The organism is Teredinibacter turnerae T7901 (assembly GCF_000023025.1).
GTDB classification, from domain to species: domain Bacteria; phylum Pseudomonadota; class Gammaproteobacteria; order Pseudomonadales; family Cellvibrionaceae; genus Teredinibacter; species Teredinibacter turnerae_B.
Window position 1 is genome coordinate 1046986 of the sequence record NC_012997.1, and the last position, 19446, is coordinate 1066431.

The window sequence follows — 19446 nt, forward strand, 5'->3', positions numbered from 1 at the left end:
GCGGATCGACACTTCGTTCACAGATGTGTCGCAAAAGCGGCCTATTCTAACGCAAATATATTGGTAGCGTCTTTTTGGGTTTGCTCTTTAAGTTTGCTGATGGATGTGGTATAAAGCGCGCCCGGCCGAAATTGCCGGATTTTAACTGTAATTTATTTAAAGTCGCACATATACCGTCACATCTGCCTGGGTGCCGTGCCTTTGGGCTTCGGTTGGCTGGTGGGGTATATGGAGGCCTAACCCGAGAAGGAAAAACTTATGCCTACAGTAAGCATGCGCGATATGCTGCAAGCCGGTGTCCACTTTGGTCACCAAACCCGTTACTGGAACCCGAAGATGGGTCAATACATCTTTGGCGCTCGTAACAAAATTCATATCATCAACCTTGAGCACACTGTACCAGCGTTTAACGACGCATTGGCTGTGATCAAGCAGATGGCTTCCCAGAAGAAGAAAGTTCTGTTCGTTGGCACCAAACGAGCGGCGCAAAAGACTGTGAAAGAGCAGGCTGAGCGCGCTGGTATGCCTTACGTCAGCAACCGCTGGTTGGGTGGCATGCTCACCAACTACAAAACGATCCGCGGCTCAATCCGCAGCTACCGCGACCTGGAAACTCAGAGTCAAGACGGTACTTTTGAGAAGCTGACCAAGAAAGAAGCGCTGATGCGCACTCGCACCATGGACAAGCTCGAGCTGTCTATCGGTGGTATTAAAGATATGGGCGGTCTGCCTGACGCAATGTTCGTTATCGATGTGGAGCACGAACGTATTGCGATTCAGGAAGCCAACAAGTTGGGTATTCCCGTTATCGGCGTTGTCGATACCAATAGCGATCCTGCTGGCGTTGACTATGTAATCCCTGGCAATGACGACGCGATTCGCGCAATCAAACTGTATGTAACCGCTATGGCGGACGCATGTCTTGAAGGTGCGCGCGAAGGCTCTCCAGCCGCAGCAGCCGACGAATTCGTTGAAGTTGAGAGCGAAGAAAAGGTTGCTAATAACGGTTAATTCAGGGGCTTCGGGCCGTTTGTTAACTGAATCGTAAAAAAGGGGTGCAAACCCCTTTTTTTTAATCTAAGAACCCGAAAAATTGAGGACATAAAAGATGGCAGTTAGTGCTTCTTTAGTGAAAGAACTTCGTGAGCGCACCGGTCTTGGCATGATGGAGTGCAAAAAAGCGCTGGCCGAAACCGATGGCGATATCGATGCGGCAATCGAAAATCTGCGTAAAGCATCTGGTTTGAAGGCGGCTAAAAAGGCAGATCGCACAGCTGCAGAGGGTGTTGTTGCTGCGAAGGTTGCCGACGACGGCAGCTACGGCGTATTGGTTGAGGTTAACAGTGAGACCGACTTTGTTGCGCGCGATGCTGGCTTCCTGGCATTTGTTGACTCTGTTGTTGAGAAAGCATTCTCAGCTAAAGCGGCAGACGTTGCTGCAGTTAACGATGAAGCAATGGAAAGCACACGTCAGGCGCTGGTGCAGAAGATTGGTGAAAATATCGGCATTCGTCGTGTAAGTCTGATTGAAGCAGATGGCGGTCTTGTCGGTGCGTATGTTCACTCTAACAACCGTATTGCAGTGATGGTTCAGTTGGCCAATGGCGGCAGTGTTGAGCTTGCGAAAGATGTCGCTATGCACATTGCGGCAGTGAATCCTCAGGTGGTTAACCCTGAAGATATGCCGGAAGAAGTTGTCAACAAAGAGAAGGATATCATCAAGGCGCAGCCAGATATGGAAGGTAAGCCAGAGCAGATCGTCGAGAAGATGATGACTGGTCGTATCAACAAGTTCCTGAAAGAGAACAGCCTGGTTGAGCAGCCTTTTGTGAAAGATCCAGAAATCACTGTTGGTGCCCTGGTTAAGAAAGAAGGTGCGAGCGTTGTGAGCTTCAGCCGTTTCGAGGTTGGAGAAGGTATCGAGAAGAAAGAAGAAGACTTCGCTGCCGAAGTTGCCGCGCAGGTCGCTGCATCCAAGGGCAACGCATAATCACACCTTGGCAAACGCCGGTGCGTGGGTAAACAAAAGGCGGGACGCAAATCCCGCCTTTTTTCTGTTAAACTTCCGCGACTTTACGGTCGGCAATCCACTGCCGCCGATGTTCTTATTCGGGAGGAATCTACCAATGCCGGGTGGCCGCGACAGAAAATACAAGCGAATCCTGCTCAAGCTCAGCGGTGAGCAATTGATGGGTGATGAGGGGTTCGGTATCGATCCCAAAGTGCTGGACAAGATGGCTCTGGAAATCGGCCAGCTGGTGGGTATCGGTGTGCAGGTCGGTCTCGTTATTGGTGGCGGAAACCTGTTCCGTGGGGCAGCGCTGAACGAAGCTGGCTTGGATCGTGTCACTGGCGATCATATGGGAATGTTAGCCACGGTCATGAATGCCCTGGCGATGCGCGACGCGCTTGAGCGTTGCAATATCCAGTCGACTGTTATGTCTGCAATTCCTATGCACGGTGTAACTGATCAGTACGACCGCCGCAAAGCAATACGCTTGCTGGAAAATGGCGAGGTGGTTATTTTTTCTGCTGGCACTGGTAATCCATTCTTCACCACCGATTCTGCTGCTTGCCTGCGCGGAATTGAGGTAGAGGCGGAACTGGTGCTGAAAGCGACAAAAGTGGATGGGGTTTACACGGCTGATCCGGTGAAAGATCCTTCTGCCACACGTTACAGTCGCCTCAGCTACGACACCGTACTGCAGGAAAAGCTGGGTGTGATGGACCTGACGGCCATTTGTTTGTGTCAAGACCATTCTATGCCGGTTCGTGTTTTCAAAATGTCTAAACCCGGTGCGTTGCTGAGCATCATTGTCGGTGAGGATGAAGGCACGCTTATTGTTGGGGGAAGTGAATAATGATCAATGATATTAAGAAAGACGCCGAAGCGCGCATGAAAAAAACGGTTGAAGCGTTGGGTATAAACTTCAACAAAATTCGTACTGGTCGAGCGCACCCTAGCATTCTCGACGGCGTGAGTGTCTCTTACTATGGTAGCGATACGCCGCTGAGCCAGGTCGCTAATATTTCGGTTCTCGATGCACGTACTTTGTCTCTCAGCCCGTGGGAAAAGAGCATGGTGCCTGAGATTGAAAAGGCCATTATGAAATCGGATCTGGGGTTAAATCCGGTTACCACTGGTGAGTTGATTCGAGTGCCGATGCCAGCGCTGACCGAAGAGTCGCGTAAAGGCTATATAAAACAGGCGAAAACTGAAGCTGAGCAGGCACGTGTTTCTATTCGCAATGTTCGCCGTGACGTGTTGGCCGACGTTAAGGAGTTGCTCAAAGAGAAAGAGATCAGCGAAGACGACGATCGCCGTGCGCAAGATGATATCCAGAAAATTACCGATAAGTATGTTGCGGAAGTCGATGCAGCGCTCGCTGTGAAAGAAAAGGATCTGATGGAGATCTAACGTGTCTTGCGTTGGCTCCATTAACTGAACAGATATGAGTGTAAACCCCATAGAGAGTGCAAACCCGCTGCGTCATGTGGCAATCATCATGGATGGGAACAACCGCTGGGCGGAACAGCGGGGCCGGCAGGGAATTACCGGGCATCGCGCTGGTGTTGAGAGAATACGCGACGTGTTGCGTGCATGTCGCGAGGAAGGCGTGGACGCGCTCACCTTGTTTGCGTTTAGCAGCGAAAACTGGCGTAGACCTCCAAAGGAAGTCGAAGCGCTTATGGGGCTGTTTTACAATTACTTAAAAAAAGAGGCGCGTAAACTGGCCGAAGAAGGCGTTGCCATTCGGGTTATCGGCAACCGCGCCCGCTTCAGCAAAAAATTGCTCAGCGCCATTGAAGAAGCGGAGTCGATCGCTTCCAGTGGCGAAGCGACATTGATCATCGCGGCTGATTACGGTGGTTGTTGGGATATTACCCAATCTGCGAAATCACTGGCCGAAGATGCTATCGCAGGCCGAATAAGCCTGGATGACATTACCGAGCAAGCAATCGGCAGCCGAATTTCCACCTCCTCCCTGCCGCCTCTGGACCTATTGATCCGCACCGGGGGCGAGTATCGCATCAGTAATTTTTTATTGTGGCAGGCTGCCTACGCAGAACTCTATTTCAGTGAGTTGCTCTGGCCGGAATTTGACGGTGTTGCGATGAAAACGGCTATCGAAGATTTTCGCCGCCGTCAGCGCCGGTTTGGTAAAACCGGTGCGCAACTGGCCAACGAGGCTGCGCGTGCTTAAACATCGTGTGATCACCGCGTTAGTCTTGGTCTGGTTGTTGATTGGCACGCTGTTTCTTGGTGACTGGCGAGTTTTTGCTGTTGTCACCGGCCTTGTGATGGCGTTGGCCTGTTGGGAGTGGTCCGACCTTTGCGGCTTGCGGTCTAAGTTGGGCCGTGGGGCCTATACTGCGCTAGTAGCTGTGGTGGGTGTTGGCTTGGGGGTGTTCCTGCAATGGTCCGAACACCATCAAAGCCTGCAAATCCTTTTGCTTGTAGCGTGTGCCTGGTGGGCAGTTGCTCTGCTCTGGGTGCAAAGCTACCCTTCGAGTGCGATTCTATGGGGAAGCACCCCCGTTAAAATGCTGATGGGCTTGGTAATACTGATTCCCGCCTGGATAGCCCTGCTGTATCTCCGGGCGCAACCGGCCGGAGCCTGGTTGGTCTTGATGGCTTTTTTAACGGTTGCAGCGGCAGATGTAGGCGCTTACTTCGCTGGTCGTCGCTTCGGTCGTACCAAGCTAGCCAAGAATGTGAGCCCTGGAAAAACCTGGGAGGGCGTATTGGGGGGCATGGTTCTCGCGCTGCTGTGGGGTGGTTTTGCTAACCTCACCATTATTGGCGGCGATTGGCTTGCCTTGTTGGCGGTTGTGGTTCCAACCTCTCTGGTGTCTGTGATCGGGGATTTGCTCGAGAGCATGGTGAAACGACAGCGCGGGGTTAAAGACAGCGGTCGACTGCTGCCGGGGCACGGTGGGTTCCTGGATCGCATTGATGGTTTAGTTGCTGCGGCGCCAGTATTTGCGCTCGCTGTGCTGGCCTCGGGCTGGACGGTAAGCAGTGCCTAATGGCGGTAATTTTTGGCGGCTGTAATCTTTGATAGTTAAGGTGTCAGTCCGGTGTTACGCTTTGTTGCGTAAACAAACGTTAATTTTGAGAACCCCTGTTGTCTGCTGCGGTCAAACTCGCGGGTTTTACTTGGTAGTCGGTACTTCTCCCGGCAACACAAGCAGCTATTTGCGGTACAAATAATTTATGCAATTTATCTCGACCGTTTTTTATTTCCTGATCGCACTGATGATTCTGGTGGCGATCCACGAGTTTGGGCATTTTTATGTGGCCAGGCGATGTGGCGTGCGGGTATTGCGGTTTTCCATCGGATTCGGCAGTCGCTTGTTTTCGTGGCGCGATAAGCAAGGCACTGAATACGCGATCTCCGCTATTCCGCTCGGTGGTTACGTCAAAATGCTGGACGAGCGGGAAGGTGAGGTGGCGCCGGAGGATCTTCCGTACACCTATAACCACAAGTCACCGCCGCAGCGAATTGCGATAGCGATGGCCGGCCCATTGGCGAACCTCATTTTGGCGTTCATCTTGTACTGGGTGTTTTTCTTTGTGCGTGGTGGTGTCACCTTAGCGCCGGTTATTGGTGCTGTGGATGCAGGCTCGATTGCCGCTGCCGCTGGCCTCGAGAAGGGGCAGGAGATAGTCGCGGTCGATGGGCGTGCAGTGCACAGTCGGCGAGACGTTGAGTTGATGCTATTGAACCGGGTTGGCGAAACAGGGCAAATAGCCTTTGTTGTGACCTATCCCGGATCGGATTTACAGTACGAATCACGCGCAAACATTAATGGCTGGATGCAGGACGTGGTCGCGCCAGATCTTGTCAAAGGTGTCGGCATCCGGTTTTTCGAGCCGAAAATCGCGACAGAAATTGGCACTGTAGAACCGGAGAGCGCGGCCGCACGCGCAGGTTTTAAAGAAGGCGACCGCATACTCGAAGCTGACGGGGTTGCGATGGAGGACGGGCGCCAGTGGATCGATTATGTGCGTGCTCACCCGGCCGAAGAAATTCGGGTCCTGGTGGCCCGTGATAATGGGCAAGAAGAGTTGTTCCTTACGCCTGGCGTTAAAAAAGATAGCGCGGGGATAGAGTACGGTTTTGCTGGCGTGAGCTTGCCACAGGTTGATTCCTGGCCGGAAGAAATGGTGCGCTTTCAACATTTTGGCCCGTTGGATAGTGCGGTGAAAGCTGCTCAAGAGACGCGTGATGTGGTCACGATGGTGCTGCTTTCTGTCAAAAAACTGGTCGTGGGTGAAATATCCACGAAAAACTTGAGCGGCCCGATTGGCATTGCTAAAGTTGCCGGCGACTCAGCAAAGGCGGGTATTTGGTCCTTTGTAAATTTTCTTGCCTATATCAGTGTTCTTCTCGGCGTGTTCAACCTGTTGCCCATACCGGTTTTGGACGGTGGCCATATTGTTTACGGCCTGATTGAGTGGGTTAAAGGCAGTCCTGTTTCCGAAAAAGTGCAGGTCTGGGGTTATCAGGTTGGTATGGCCTTAATCCTCGGGTTGATGGCGATAGCCTTTTATCACGACATCATGCGCCTTTAGCGCTATGCGTGTTTACATAAAAAGAAAGAAGATTGTTTTGTTGAAATTCCCGAACCTTATGAAGCGTCTACTGCTGTTTTTATCTTTGGCGATTGTCGCCGTGCCTGTTTTTTCTCAAGAGTTTGTTGTTGGTGACATTCGCCTGGAGGGATTACAGCGTGTTTCCGCGAGCCCTGTGTTTGCAGCCCTGCCTGTCCAGGTCGGTGATACTGTTGATGGCGAAAGCGTGCGTAACGTTATTCGCTCATTGTTCGAGACCGGGTTTTTTACCAATATCCAGGTGGCGCGCGAAGGCAATGTATTGATTGTTATCTTGCAGGAGCGCCCCTCGATCAAGAAAATTGAGATCGAGGGCAACAAGGCAATCAAAACCGAACAACTCACCGATGTGATGGACGAGAATAACCTGAAGGAAGGTGAGATTCTTCAGCAGGATTTGCTGCAAGCCATCACCCGTGAGTTGGAGAGACAATATGTTTCTCGGGCGCGGTATGGTGCATCTGTAGAAGCCAAAGTCAAAGACCTGCCCAATAATATGGTGGGCATTGATATTGAGGTTGACGAGGGCAAGCCGGCAAAAATCAAACATTTGAATATTGTCGGCAATAAGGTTTTCTCTGACGACGAGTTGTTGGACGGTTTCGAGCTGACCACCACACACTGGAATTCATTCTTTACCAGCAGTGATCAGTACGCTCGTGAGAAACTGACCGGTGATATTGAAAAACTGGAATCGTTTTATCTCGACCGTGGTTATCTCGACTTCGAAGTTGTGTCGAGTCAGGTATCCATCAGCCCGGACAAAACTCAGGTGTTCATCACCCTTAATGTGAACGAAGGGGAAATCTACACGGTTAAGAAGATCGATATTGCTGGCGACCCGATTATTCCAGAAGAGCGGATGCGCCGCCTGGTGCTGTTGCGCGAAGATCGTACCTTCTCGCAACGGGATATGACTGATACGTCGGAATATCTCAAAACCATGATGGGTAACTCTGGCTACACCAACGCAAAGGTTGAAGGTATTCCCGAAAAAAATCAGGCCGAACACACTGTGGACGTCACCTTTTTCGTGGACCCAGGCCAACGTGTTTATGTTCGCCGGGTGAATTTCAGCGGAAACACCAAGACCAGTGATGAAGTTGTGCGCCGCGAAATGCGCCAGTTGGAAAGCGCTTCTGCATCGAATGCGAAAATCGATCACTCCAAGGTGCGGCTCGAGCGTTTGGGTTACTTTAAAACCGTGGACGTAAAAACTAATCCGGTTCCAGGTTCCGACGACTTGATCGATGTGGATTACACGCTTGAAGAGCAGCCTTCGGGCACTATTCAGGCGAGCGTAGGTTATGCGCAAACCACGAAGTTGAACCTGAGCGTGTCTGTCCAGCAAAATAACTGGCTGGGTACCGGTAAGCAGGTGGGCTTCGGGGTGCAGAAAAACACCTACCAGACTATGTACAGCTACAACTATAACGACCCGTATTTCACCCCAGACGGAGTCAGTCGAGGCTTTAGCGCCTATTATCGTACGCGGGATTACGAAAAAATTAACGTTTCCCGCTACAGCACCGATGCCTTCGGTGCGGACATTACCTTCGGTTATCCAATCTCCGAAATTTCCCGCTTAGGGTTTGGTGTGGGTGTTGTTCACCAGGACATCCGCACCGGTGCCTATGCGCCGCAGGAAATTATCAGTTCGCCGAAACTCTATTCTGGCACTAGCTACGTTGCTCAGTCTGATTGGGAAGCTGGTGTCTCTGGCAGCAATGGTATCCCTTATTCATCGGACGGAAGTCTGGACGAATTCCAGTTCCCGGTTTACCAGGTTACTGAGGATATGCTTCTCGGCTCTTACCCTGGGTTTATCGACCTGTATGGAGACACGTTTACCAGCGGGACTGCACAGCTCAGTTGGTCGCGGAGAACGCTTAACCGCGGTATTCTTGCAACGCGCGGTAGCTCACAGGTTCTGGCCGCTGAGGCGACCTTCCCCGGCAGTGAGATGGAGTATTACAAGCTTACCTACACCGGGTCGATTTACTTCCCGCTGTATCGTGAATTTACGTTGCGGTTGAAAACACGGCTTGGCTACGGCGATGGGTTTAACAGCATGGATGAGCTGCCGTTTTTTGAAAACTATTATGCGGGTGGTTTCGGTTCTGTACGCGGCTACGAACGCTCCACGCTGGGGCCACGCGGTACCCCGTCGGTGAGTTACAACCGGGCACAAACCACCGGCTGGACAGACCTTAACCGCGACGGTCAGGCGTATTCCGGTTTTTACCCTCAGTCTCCAGAGCTTGGGGCAAGTGCGTACGTTCGCTGTGACGACCCGACTTCACCAACCCTTTACAGTGCCTCTGGTGGTGCCGCGGTTTGTGAGCCAGGTAAATTAATCGCATACGAAACAGGCTATCCGGCCAATATTGGCGGCAACATTTTGATGGAGTTCTCATCAGAGCTGTTACTTCCGATACCGTTTATTGAAGATAGCAGTCAGATGCAGTTGGTCGCATTCGTGGATGCTGGTAATGTATTTTCCGGTTATTGCCGCGAGGACAGATACGATCGCCTTAACTGTCACGAACCAGATCTTAATCGCCTCAGCTCTTCAGCAGGTATCGGTTTTACCTGGATTTCCGGTTTCGGGCCTATGACCTTCAGTTACGCTGTACCACTGCACAAAAACGAGCTGGATAACGCGGAATACTTCCAGTTTTCCTTTGGTACTGGATTTTAAATACACATAAATACAACAGAGAGAATTTCGATGATTACCAAACAATTGCTCGCGGGTGTCGCTTTAACCTTGATGGCTAGCCTGGCGTTCGCAGATCGTGTGGCTGTTTTTGACGCTCAGGGTGCTGTGCTGCAAACCAAAAAGGCAGCCAAGGTGATGGAAACCCTGAAAGCAAAACCTGAATACGCCGAGTTGACTGCGCAAGTGGAAAGTTTGCAGGCTGACCTGAAAGCGATGGCGAAAGAGCAGGAAAACAAAGGTATGACCTGGAGCCAGGAGCAAGCGATGGATCATCGCAAAAAAATGGAATATGTTCAGGCAGACCTACAATTAGCGGTAAAAAAACTGCAAGCGGAAAATTCCGCTGTACTCAGTCGCCTGATGCAAGAATCGCAAGAAAGTCTGCGTGAAATTCTGGGTAAGCTGGTTCAAACTGAAGGCATTGATATAGTAATTCCAGCGCAAGGCGTTATCTATGCCAACCCTAAGTCAGATATTACGCTGAAGGTATCTGCTGAGTTGGATAAACTCGCTAAGTAAGTCGATTTTTTTCGATACTTGATTAAAACCGAGTCCAAAGTAGAGGCGGATAGTGAGCACAAAATCCTTTAGCTTGGCGGAGTTGGCTGAGTTTCTCGGATGTGAGTACCGCGGCGACGCAACACACCGTGTTACTGCTATCGCGCCTTTGTCGGATGCATCCGACTCGCAAATTACGTTCGTGGCCCAGGATAAGTACCTGGCGCAATTGGCTGGTATTTCACCTGGGATTGTAGTGTTGCGTGAAAAGCACGCAGCGGCTTATTCCGGCAATCGGATTCTGGCCGCGGATCCTTATCTGGCTTATGCTCGCCTTTCCGCATTGTTTAACCCACGTTCACCCCTGTCGAAAGAAATCCACCCCACAGCCATTGTCGATAGTTCTGCTGTTTTAGCTGATGGCGTCGCGGTGGGCCCCAACTGTGTTATTGGTGCTAATGTCCGTGTCGGCCAAGGTACTGAAATTCATGCAGGCACAGTGATCGGTGAAGCAACGATTGTCGGTGATAATTGCCGCCTTTACCCGCGCGTAACCCTTTATGACAGAGTTACAATCGGCGACAGGGTCACTGTCCATAGTGGCGCGGTGATTGGGGCAGACGGTTTTGGGTTTGCGCCCAGTAGAACTGACGGTTGGGTTAAAATTGAGCAGCTTGCCAGTGTCCGCATTGGTAATAATGTGGAAATCGGTGCAAATACAACGATTGATCGTGGTGCCTTGCACGATACAGTTGTTGAAGATGGCGCCATAATCGACAATCTCGTGCACCTCGCCCATGGCGTGTCCATCGGCGAGGGCACAGCAATTGCCGCTTGCGTTGGTATTGCCGGAAGCACAACTGTCGGTAAAAATTGTCTGCTTGGCGGTGCCGTAGGAATCTCCGGGCATCTGCACATTGCGGATAACACCCAGTTTCACGGGGGCACCGTTGTTACCCGTCATGTAAGCGAGCCCGGTTCTTATGCTTCCGCAGCACCGATGCAGGAAGTCCGTGCGTGGCGCCGTAATTCCGTTCGCTATACTCAATTGGATGAGATGGCCTACAGGCTGCGAAAGCTGGAAAAAGAACAGTAGCCGCTTTTTTTCATAAACCAAATGTTAGATAGTTGTTCCTTGCCCGAACAACTGGGGAAGATTATATGCTCGACATTCTTGAAATTCGTAAATACCTGCCGCACCGCTACCCGTTTTTGATGATCGATAGGGTGGTGGAACTCATCGAAGGTGAGTCCATAACGGCGTACAAGAATGTGTCTATTAACGAAGAGATATTTCAAGGACACTTCCCCCATTTCCCAGTTTTTCCCGGCGTGCTTTTAATTGAAGCAATGGCTCAGGCTTGTGGCGTTCTGGGTTTTAAAACCGCTAATAAAACGCCGGAAGATGGCTCCATTTATTTGTTCGCGGGTATCGATGGCGTTCGCTTTAAGCGGCAGGTTGTACCTGGCGATCGTGTGTATTTTGAATGCAAGGTGGTTTCTGCGAAACGCGGTATCTGGAAGTTCGATTGTGTGGCGAAAGTCGACGGCGAACTGGTGACATCTGCAACTATTATGTGTGCTGACAGGGTCGTCGGTTAACGAACAGAGGCAAGCAGACACGCCATGACTGATTCCCTGATTTCCGAACATGCGCTTATCCATCCGACCGCCAAGATTGGCGAAGGGGTAAAAATTGGCCCCTGGACATCGGTGGGTGCGGACGTAACCATTGGTGAAGGTACTGAAATCGCATCTCATGTTGTTGTTAAAGGCCCCACGTTTATAGGTAAAAACAACAAGATTTTTCAGTTTTCTTCTATTGGCGAAGATACTCCGGACCTGAAATACAAAGGTGAGCCAACTCGGCTGGTGATTGGTGACAACAACACTATTCGCGAAGGTGTAACCATTCATCGCGGCACCATCCAGGATCGTAACGAAACTACTATTGGCGACAATAATCTGATCATGGCGTACGTCCATATTGGTCATGATAGTGTGTTGGGTAATAACTGTATTCTGGTGAACAACGCCAGTCTTGCCGGTCATGTACATGTGGGTGATTGGGCGATTATGAGCGGTTATGTGCTGATACATCAGTTCTGCCATATCGGCGCCCATAGTTTTGTTGGTATGGGCGCAGGTGTCGCCAAAGACGTACCCGCGTATGTGATGGTGACTGGTGCTCCCGCGTCGGCGCGCAGCATCAATGTTGAAGGACTTAAGCGGCGTGGATTCAGCAAGGAAGATATAGCTGAACTGATGCGTGCTTACAAAACTGTTTACCGGCGTGGGCTCACGTTAGAAGAGGCCATCTCTGAGTTGAGCGAAGCGCAGGAGCAGCATCCTTGTCTGGTGCCTTTAGTGGAGTCCTTGAAAAGTTCCACGCGCGGGATTACGCGTTAATGACTGACCAGCACAGCGTAGCGGCTACCCTGGAGTTGACCAGGGTTGGAATAGTTGTTGGTGAGGCGTCCGGCGATACCCTGGGCGCGGGGCTGATGCGCAGCCTGAAAGCACAATTCCCTGATTGCGAATTTGAGGGTGTCGGCGGCCCTAAAATGATCGCGGAGGGATTTAACTCGCTTTACAAATTAGATCGATTGGCGGTGATGGGGTTGATCGATCCATTGAAGCGCTTACCTGAGTTATTGCGCATGCGCAAAGGGTTGCGCGAGCACTTTATTGCTAATCCGCCGGATATTTTTATTGGCATAGACGCTCCGGATTTTAATTTGACTCTGGAACAGCGCTTACGCGAAGCGGGTATTACGACCGCGCACTACGTAAGCCCGTCAGTGTGGGCATGGCGCCAGAAGCGAGTATTTAAAGTCGCAAAAGCGGTTGACCTTATGCTTACACTGTTCCCGTTTGAAGCGCGTTTTTATCAGGAACACAATATTCCGGTTAATTTTATTGGTCATACGTTGGCAGACCAGATTCCTCTGCATACCGACAGACTAGACGCGCAGCAGACCTTGGGGCTGACCCATAGCGCGGGCACGACCTACGTGGCGTTACTGCCTGGCAGCCGAGCTGGCGAGATTGAAACACTCGGGCGCGAATTTTTGCTCGCCGCCGAGTTGTGTATCGCACAACGCAAAGACCTCCATTTTCTTGTGCCTGCAGCTAATAGCAAACGTTTTGCTCAGCTCGAGGCCCTGCTCAAAGATTTCCCTGATTTGCCGGTTTCATTATTCCTGCAGCAATCTCACGCGGTGATGGCGGCCGCTAACGTTGTGGTCATGGCCTCCGGAACGACGACGCTCGAAGCCATGTTGCTGAAGCGACCTATGGTGATTGCGTACCGCATGTCCAAGTGGGCTTTTGCGATTGTCCGCCGCATGGTTAAAGTGAAGTTTTTTGGTTTGCCGAACTTGCTTGCCGACCGGCTATTGGTTCCCGAATTACTGCAGGATGAAGTCAATGCAGAATCGCTTGCGCGAGAGGTGCTTCATTTTATTAACGACCCCGCTGCTGCAGATCAGTTGACCAGCGAGTTCGAAAAAATTCACCTGTCGTTGCGCCGTAATGCAGACGCATCTGCCGCTGCTGCAATTTGCCAGTTGGTGGCGAAAAAACAGGGGCGTCGCTGGCCTCTCGAAGAAGTAACAGCATGATTATCGCTGGCGTGGATGAAGTCGGGCGTGGACCGCTTGCTGGCGATGTAGTCGCCGCCGCTGTGGTGCTTGGAGAAAATCATGGCATTGTCGGGTTGGCTGACTCAAAAAAACTGTCGGAAAAAAAACGTGAAGCGTTGTTTGTGCAAATTCAGCAGCAGGCGGAATGTTTTTGCATTGCCCGTGCAAGTGTTGCTGAAATTGATGAAATAAATATTCTGCAAGCGAGCTTGCTCGCAATGAAGCGTGCAGTTGAGGGACTCAAAATTGAACCCGAGCACGTTCTGGTGGATGGTAATCGGCTGCCGCGTTGGCGATACTCTGCGGAAGCCATTGTTAAAGGCGATAGCAAGGTCGAAGCTATTAGCGCCGCGTCAATTTTGGCGAAAGTGACGCGTGATCGGGAGATGGTCGCGTTTGAAGCACAATACCCTGGCTACGGGTTTGCTGGCCATAAAGGTTATCCAACGAAGCTGCATATGGATGCGTTGGCCCGGCTGGGAGTAACGCCAATTCATCGCACGTCTTATGCACCTGTAAAGGCGTTGCTCGCGCAACAAGTTCTGTTTTGAAAATTCGCGGTAAATACGGCTATTCGTGAAATAAATACTCTCGGCGGTGAAATCGCGTCTTGTTTTTCCCTTTCCCTTTCCCTTTCCCTTTTTTCTTTTTCTGCGTTCGCTTTTATTGTTGTTAACTTGCTTTCCCGATATGAGAAACGGTAAGCCCGGTATACCCGACTACTTTTATCAAGATTATTTAATCATATCCCGATTATCTACTAAGTATTTAACTCGCTAAAAATCGCGTTTTACCTTGATAAACTGTTGAAATATACGCCAAATGAGTATTTGGCACGTTTATCGTCTTATTCGTCAATATTTAGATGACAGAGATCGTCTATACCTAAATTAACTTGCTGACAGTCGTGATTTTTCTCGTATGCAAGGTCTAAAGATGTACCCACGTCGTAAAACCTTGAAAGGAAACCGCGTATTCAGTGCGGACGGATTCTCGGAGGCTGTAATGGCTACCAAGTCTGTAAGTAAACAGCTGCCTGCAAATTGGGATATGAGCTTGCTGGTGGAGCCATGGCTTCATTGGTATAGCTATTGGACTAATTGGTTTTTGGCGAGTGACGACAGTATGCGCCAGTTCATCCGACATCCATCTGATATACCGATTCAATATGTGCTAGGCTCTGACAATGAACTCCCTGTGGAGCACGGCAACAGCGAGCGACTAAAAGACGTTAGTCGCGGCGGCCTTTGTTTTGCCGCGGAGCGACCTGTGCGTAGGGGGACGCCAATCCACATTGAAATCCCTATTCAGAGCCCGCCGTACCGCGCAGAAGGGCTGGTCGCCTGGTGTCGTCCAGAGGGAGACCACTTCGCAGTGGGGGTTCAGTTTAACGAACCCTCTACCCGTTTCAGCGTGCGCATGGTGGAGCAGGTTTGCCACATTGAGCACTACCGAACGAAAGTGATGCACGAGGAAGGCAGGGAGCTTTCGAGTCAGGATGCGGCGCGCGAATGGGTTGAAAAATATGCGGCAGAATTCCCGAATTAACGCAATTTATTAGTTGCGCTTGACCGGTTCTGAGTCTGCTAAAAATGTAACAAGATTTCTGCTAAATTGAGCGGCCCTAGCATGTAGAGCCGTGTTATTTACCACAAATTTTCTAGCTCGGTAGCTCTTGTCGCTCGATAGCTTCTAGCGCAGAGGCTTTTAAGCGGCGAGCAGTTTGTCGTAGCGGCGGCTCAAAATATCGTAGAACTGTTCGCGCAGTTGCATGATACTGTTTTTTAAATCGGCGATTTCCTGCTCCGTAATGTCTTCTCTGCCCACGTACACCTGTTTGCGAAACAGCGCTATCCGAGCTGCATAGAGGCGCAGGGTTTTCTCCATGGTTTTTTCGCCAAGCATCAATAAACGGGCCTCGGCTTCAGCGAGGCGGTCAAATTCCTTCACCAGTTCAGCATTAATTCGCTCAAGCTCCTGCTTGCGTGCAGCGGGCCAGCGTTTCCCGAAGCGGGTAGATTCAATCACCAAGGCAGAATACTTGGCGAAGCTGTGGTTGACATCGGCCGATATTTGTTCCAGATAACTTAACTTGCGGTGTTGGGTTGGCGGAGCATCGGCGAGAGCCTGCGTCTTATGCCAAAGACGTCCCATATAGAAAAACGCTGTTGCCATCGCAGCACCAAATACAATCTTTAAACCTGATTCCAACAGGGGCCATAATTCAGCGGAGTTCATGAAGCTGGTTGTCCTCGTCAATTTGTTGACATCGAGCGCCTGGGTTGCCGTTTGTTTCTCGTTTAGACGCCTGTTTTTCGGCGGTGAGTAGGCAGATACAGCTACCCTGGCTGTCATACAACACTCGACAGCAAGAACTGAACCAGAAGGTTAGCCTCCTGCGATTTTTACGGTGTACCCTTCCTTTGTAAGCCATTCAGCAATTTTTTCTCGCTGTTCGCCTTGAATTTCAATCACGCCATTTTTTACTGTGCCGCCTGTACCACACAGCTGTTTGAGCTTTTTGCTCAATGTTTTGAGCGCGTCCTCTTTCAGCGGAAGGCCTTTTACCAGCGTAACGCCTTTACCGCCGCGCCCTTTGCTCTCCCGGTGAAGGCGCACAATCCCGTCGCCTGCGGGTGCTGTGCTAGCTGCGCTGGGCGATGTTTTAATACGGCCTTGATCGGTGGAATACACAAGACGGCTGTTGCTCATGGTGGGCTCCTCGAAAGATGGGGCACAGATTATACCGTATACTAAGCGGCCAGCCGCACTCGCGGCAAAGACCGAACCGACCTGGGAGACAAGGTACGTCAGCATGGCAGAACGCTCACAATCCCCCCTGCAAAAACACCTATACGAAGTGATATTTGGCACCGAGACGCCGGCCGGTAAGCGGTTCGATCTGTGGCTGATCTGGATGATCGTGCTAAGCGTGCTGGTGCTGATGATCGATTCCGTCATGTGGTTACAGCAAAGTTGGCAGACCGCGCTGGATATTGCAGAGTGGGTTTTTACGCTGGCGTTCGCTGCAGAATACTGTGTCCGGATTTACTGTTCTCCTCAGCGTCGTCGCTACATTTTTAGTTTTTACGGCGTAGTGGACTTACTGTCGATACTCCCGAGTTTTCTCGAGCTCTTGATGCCTGGCGCAAACTTCTTGTTAATTGTCAGGCTGTTGCGCGTACTGCGAATATTTCGAATTTTGAAGCTGGTGCGCTATTTAACAGACGCCAATATTCTCGTGCGCGCAGTGGTGTACTCACGGCATAAAATTTTTGTTTTTTTTATGTCGGTGCTGGTGTTGAGCGTAATTTTCGGCTCGTTGATGTATTTAGTAGAGGGGCCAACCAACGGGTTCAGCAGTATTCCAAAAAGCATTTATTGGACGATCGTGACGATTACCACCGTGGGGTACGGCGATATTACGCCGCAAACCTGGCTGGGGCAGATCATCGCCGCTGCAGCCATGTTAACCGGCTATTCTATTCTCGCGGTACCCACAGGTATTTTTACCGCTGAATTGTCACAGGAAATGCAGAAGCAACGGGTGCAGCTCGCGTGCAAAGGGTGTGGAAAAACGGGGCATGAGACTGATGCCGTCTACTGTCGTTTCTGTGGTCATGGCTTAAAGTAATTACCCGTTTTTTGCCGTTTATCGACTAAATTGAACCTCAAGTCGACGTGAAAAGCCTGTTTTTGCCGCGATATTTGGCTTGCTGATAGTGAGCTTGTCTATACTAAATGGAGTATCTTGTGGCGACGAAAGCGAGAGCGTCTGTCGCGCCAGCCAACTATCGATGACTCAAGCAAACGTTGATACCTGCCTGTGACTCCTGAGCCCCAACCAACGATTACCGACAATATAGAGCTCCTCGCACTGTTAGATGCGCTGCGGTCGGTCATTCTCTATTTTGATCGCTGGGGTACGGTGATTCATGGCAATCGCAGAGCATGCCAGTGGCGACCGTTAGAACAGCTTGTTGGGCGCACGTTTGTCGAGCTTGCGCAACACTGGCACCAGCCGGAGCAAACCCAGCGCGAAATGATGCAAGTGGTGCGTACGGGAATCCCCAGTTGGGGAGTGAAGGAGCGTTCTGGCAAAGGGGCGGACTGTCGCTGGTTCAGCGTCGATAAAATTCCTACGCTCAACAAGCTTGGCGAAGTCACCGGCGTAATGCTGGTGATAAACGACATTTCCGAGTCGGTGGTCAAGGAGCGAGCCCTCGAAGAGAGCGATGCTCGCTATAAGGCGTTTATCGCTAATAGTGCGGATGCTATCTGGTGTTACGAGGTCTACCCGCCGGTCGATACAACGCTTTCGCCGCAGCTGCAAGTGGAACAGATACTTAAACGAGCCATATTAGTCGAATGCAACGAGACGCTCGCGCGATTTTTTGGTGTGACTCACACGCGGGATGTGATTGGCTTACCGCTGTCACGTAGCGGATCGCTTTCCAGTTATCAAGACGTCCGCGCTTTTATCGATAACGGATATCGGCTGGAAAACAAGGAGTTTTCACGTGTTGATCGCACCGGCATGTGCGGGTACATGCAGAGCTCGGCAATTGGTGTGGTTGAAAATGGATTGTTGATGCGCGCCTGGGGTATAACCCGCGACATCACCGATCAACGCACGCATACGGACCGCATGGAGTACCTCGCAAACCACGATTCGCTCACCCTGTTGCCCAACCGAACGCTGCTCTACAGCACCATGGAGCAAACCATCGCCAACGCCAAAAATGATCAGTTAATGGCGCTGATGATTATCGACCTGGACCGCTTTAAAGAGATAAACGACACACTGGGCCATCGCGCTGGAGACAGCGTGCTGCAGCAGGTTGGTCCGCGCCTCGAAGGGGAGATGGTCGAACTGGAGGGTTTGGTTGCCCGTTTGGGTGGAGATGAGTTTGCCGTATTCTTGCCGCGCGTGCGCAATGCCCATCAGGCGCTGGTACTCGGGCATCGGTTTATTGACAGTCTAGGAGAGCCATTCGAGATAGAAACCTTTCGCACCGAGGTTACCGCGAGCATCGGAATTTCTATGTTTCCGGATCAGGGGCGGGATGTGAGCACCTTGATGCGCTATGCAGACGTCGCTATGTACCATGCCAAGCGCGCCTTGAAAGGGGTTGCCGTCTACGATCCGGAATTCGACCCGCATTCACCCACGCGCTTGGAGATTATGGGAGCACTGCGGCGAGCCATTCGGGAAAGTCAGCTCGAGCTGTATTTTCAACCTAAGATCGATCTGCTCACCCATCGGGTGACCGGGTTTGAAGGTCTATTGCGGTGGCATCACCCGGAAATTGGCACAGTACCGCCAGTGGATTTTATTCCCATCGTTGAGAAATCTAATCTGATTTATCCGTTGACCTGCTGGGTGATGGCAGAATCTATTCGCCAGTGCGCGATCTGGCGGCGCGAAGGTCACGATATAACAGTGGCGATGAACTTGTCTGCCAGCAATGTGACCGACGAACGTCTGCTGGCTGAATTGCGTCAGCTGCTAACGCAGTACGATTTACCGGGCCATTGTCTGGAGATGGAGTTGACGGAATCGACCATCATGAATGACCCGGAGCGTGCGTTGACCGCGTTGAAAAAAATCGCGGCACTTGGCGTCCATCTTTCGATTGACGATTTCGGCACGGGCTACTCCTCACTGGCCTACCTAAAGCGGTTGCCGGTGGGAACGCTTAAAATCGACAAGTCGTTTGTGATGGATATGCTCATTGATGAGCAGGACGAAATTATCGTTAATTCCACGATTAATCTTGCTCACAACCTTGGCCTCAGCGTGGTGGCGGAGGGCGTGGAATCACAGGAAATCTACCAACGCCTGCAGGATCATAAGTGCGATAGTGCGCAGGGGTTCCTGATTGCACGGCCGATGCCCGCAGCGGATGCAACCCGCTGGTTGCTTAACAGCCAGTGGTCGGGTGGGTTACCCTAGCCGCGGT

Annotated in this window: 19 protein-coding genes; 17 read left to right on the plus strand and 2 right to left on the minus strand. The window is 51.2% G+C overall.

Annotation, left to right across the window (positions count from 1 at the left end):
- Positions 1–258 precede the first annotated feature (258 nt).
- The 15 genes from rpsB to TERTU_RS04505 all read left to right on the plus strand — a co-directional run bounded on the left by rpsB (position 259) and on the right by TERTU_RS04505 (position 15031).
- Positions 259–1011 (plus strand): 30S ribosomal protein S2, encoded by a 753-nt coding sequence (gene rpsB / locus TERTU_RS04435; protein ID WP_015819860.1) that lies wholly within the window; start codon positions 259–261, stop codon positions 1009–1011.
- A gap of 97 nt (positions 1012–1108) precedes the next feature.
- The gene (gene tsf, locus TERTU_RS04440; protein ID WP_015819858.1) at positions 1109–1990 is read left to right on the plus strand and encodes a translation elongation factor Ts; all 882 of its coding nucleotides are present in this window, start codon (positions 1109–1111) and stop codon (positions 1988–1990) included.
- 136 nt (positions 1991–2126) lie between these two features.
- A complete protein-coding gene (gene pyrH, locus TERTU_RS04445; protein WP_015818114.1) occupies positions 2127–2861 on the plus strand; it encodes a UMP kinase in 735 nt (244 codons plus the stop codon).
- Entirely contained in the window at positions 2861–3418 is a 558-nt protein-coding gene (frr, locus tag TERTU_RS04450; protein WP_015818348.1) for a ribosome recycling factor, read from the plus strand. Before pyrH ends, frr begins: the two co-directional genes overlap by 1 nt.
- 34 nt (positions 3419–3452) lie before the next feature.
- The gene (uppS, locus tag TERTU_RS04455; protein WP_015817186.1) at positions 3453–4205 is read left to right on the plus strand and encodes a polyprenyl diphosphate synthase; all 753 of its coding nucleotides are present in this window, start codon (positions 3453–3455) and stop codon (positions 4203–4205) included.
- Positions 4159–5031: a phosphatidate cytidylyltransferase gene (locus TERTU_RS04460; protein WP_015820074.1), complete on the plus strand. Its 873-nt coding sequence runs from the start codon at positions 4159–4161 to the stop codon at positions 5029–5031. Before uppS ends, TERTU_RS04460 begins: the two co-directional genes overlap by 47 nt.
- 187 nt (positions 5032–5218) lie before the next feature.
- Positions 5219–6580, plus strand: coding sequence for an RIP metalloprotease RseP (gene rseP / locus TERTU_RS04465; protein ID WP_015820214.1), 1362 nt, complete (start codon positions 5219–5221; stop codon positions 6578–6580).
- 58 nt (positions 6581–6638) lie between these two features.
- Positions 6639–9320: an outer membrane protein assembly factor BamA gene (bamA, locus tag TERTU_RS04470; RefSeq protein WP_015820698.1), complete on the plus strand. Its 2682-nt coding sequence runs from the start codon at positions 6639–6641 to the stop codon at positions 9318–9320.
- A gap of 30 nt (positions 9321–9350) precedes the next feature.
- Positions 9351–9860: an OmpH/Skp family outer membrane protein gene (locus TERTU_RS04475; protein ID WP_015819878.1), complete on the plus strand. Its 510-nt coding sequence runs from the start codon at positions 9351–9353 to the stop codon at positions 9858–9860.
- 52 nt (positions 9861–9912) lie between these two features.
- Positions 9913–10935: a UDP-3-O-(3-hydroxymyristoyl)glucosamine N-acyltransferase gene (lpxD, locus tag TERTU_RS04480; protein ID WP_015818956.1), complete on the plus strand. Its 1023-nt coding sequence runs from the start codon at positions 9913–9915 to the stop codon at positions 10933–10935.
- 65 nt (positions 10936–11000) lie between these two features.
- Complete coding sequence (gene fabZ, locus TERTU_RS04485; protein ID WP_015818134.1) at positions 11001–11441, plus strand: 3-hydroxyacyl-ACP dehydratase FabZ; 441 nt, start codon at positions 11001–11003, stop codon at positions 11439–11441.
- Between the two features lie 24 nt (positions 11442–11465).
- Complete coding sequence (gene lpxA, locus TERTU_RS04490) at positions 11466–12248, plus strand: acyl-ACP--UDP-N-acetylglucosamine O-acyltransferase (protein ID WP_015818469.1); 783 nt, start codon at positions 11466–11468, stop codon at positions 12246–12248.
- The gene (gene lpxB / locus TERTU_RS04495; RefSeq protein WP_015819052.1) at positions 12248–13462 is read left to right on the plus strand and encodes a lipid-A-disaccharide synthase; all 1215 of its coding nucleotides are present in this window, start codon (positions 12248–12250) and stop codon (positions 13460–13462) included. The genes lpxA and lpxB overlap by 1 nt, the downstream gene beginning before the upstream one ends.
- The gene (rnhB, locus tag TERTU_RS04500) at positions 13459–14034 is read left to right on the plus strand and encodes a ribonuclease HII (RefSeq protein WP_015819397.1); all 576 of its coding nucleotides are present in this window, start codon (positions 13459–13461) and stop codon (positions 14032–14034) included. Before lpxB ends, rnhB begins: the two co-directional genes overlap by 4 nt.
- Before the next feature lie 454 nt (positions 14035–14488).
- Positions 14489–15031 (plus strand): PilZ domain-containing protein, encoded by a 543-nt coding sequence (locus TERTU_RS04505; RefSeq protein WP_015819989.1) that lies wholly within the window; start codon positions 14489–14491, stop codon positions 15029–15031.
- Positions 15032–15190: 159 nt separating this feature from the next.
- Here the strand turns inward: TERTU_RS04505 and TERTU_RS04510 are convergent, their stop codons facing one another.
- Complete coding sequence (locus tag TERTU_RS04510) at positions 15191–15721, minus strand: hypothetical protein (RefSeq protein ID WP_015820319.1); 531 nt, start codon at positions 15719–15721, stop codon at positions 15191–15193.
- Between the two features lie 150 nt (positions 15722–15871).
- Positions 15872–16195, minus strand: a complete 324-nt coding sequence (gene yciH, locus TERTU_RS04515; protein ID WP_015818810.1) for a stress response translation initiation inhibitor YciH — start codon at positions 16193–16195, stop codon at positions 15872–15874.
- A 103-nt stretch (positions 16196–16298) separates the two neighbouring features.
- Between yciH and TERTU_RS04520 the strand changes: the two genes are divergently transcribed.
- Positions 16299–17117 (plus strand): ion transporter, encoded by an 819-nt coding sequence (locus TERTU_RS04520; RefSeq protein ID WP_015817067.1) that lies wholly within the window; start codon positions 16299–16301, stop codon positions 17115–17117.
- A gap of 192 nt (positions 17118–17309) precedes the next feature.
- Entirely contained in the window at positions 17310–19439 is a 2130-nt protein-coding gene (locus TERTU_RS04525; RefSeq protein WP_015819192.1) for a sensor domain-containing protein, read from the plus strand.
- Positions 19440–19446 lie beyond the last annotated feature (7 nt).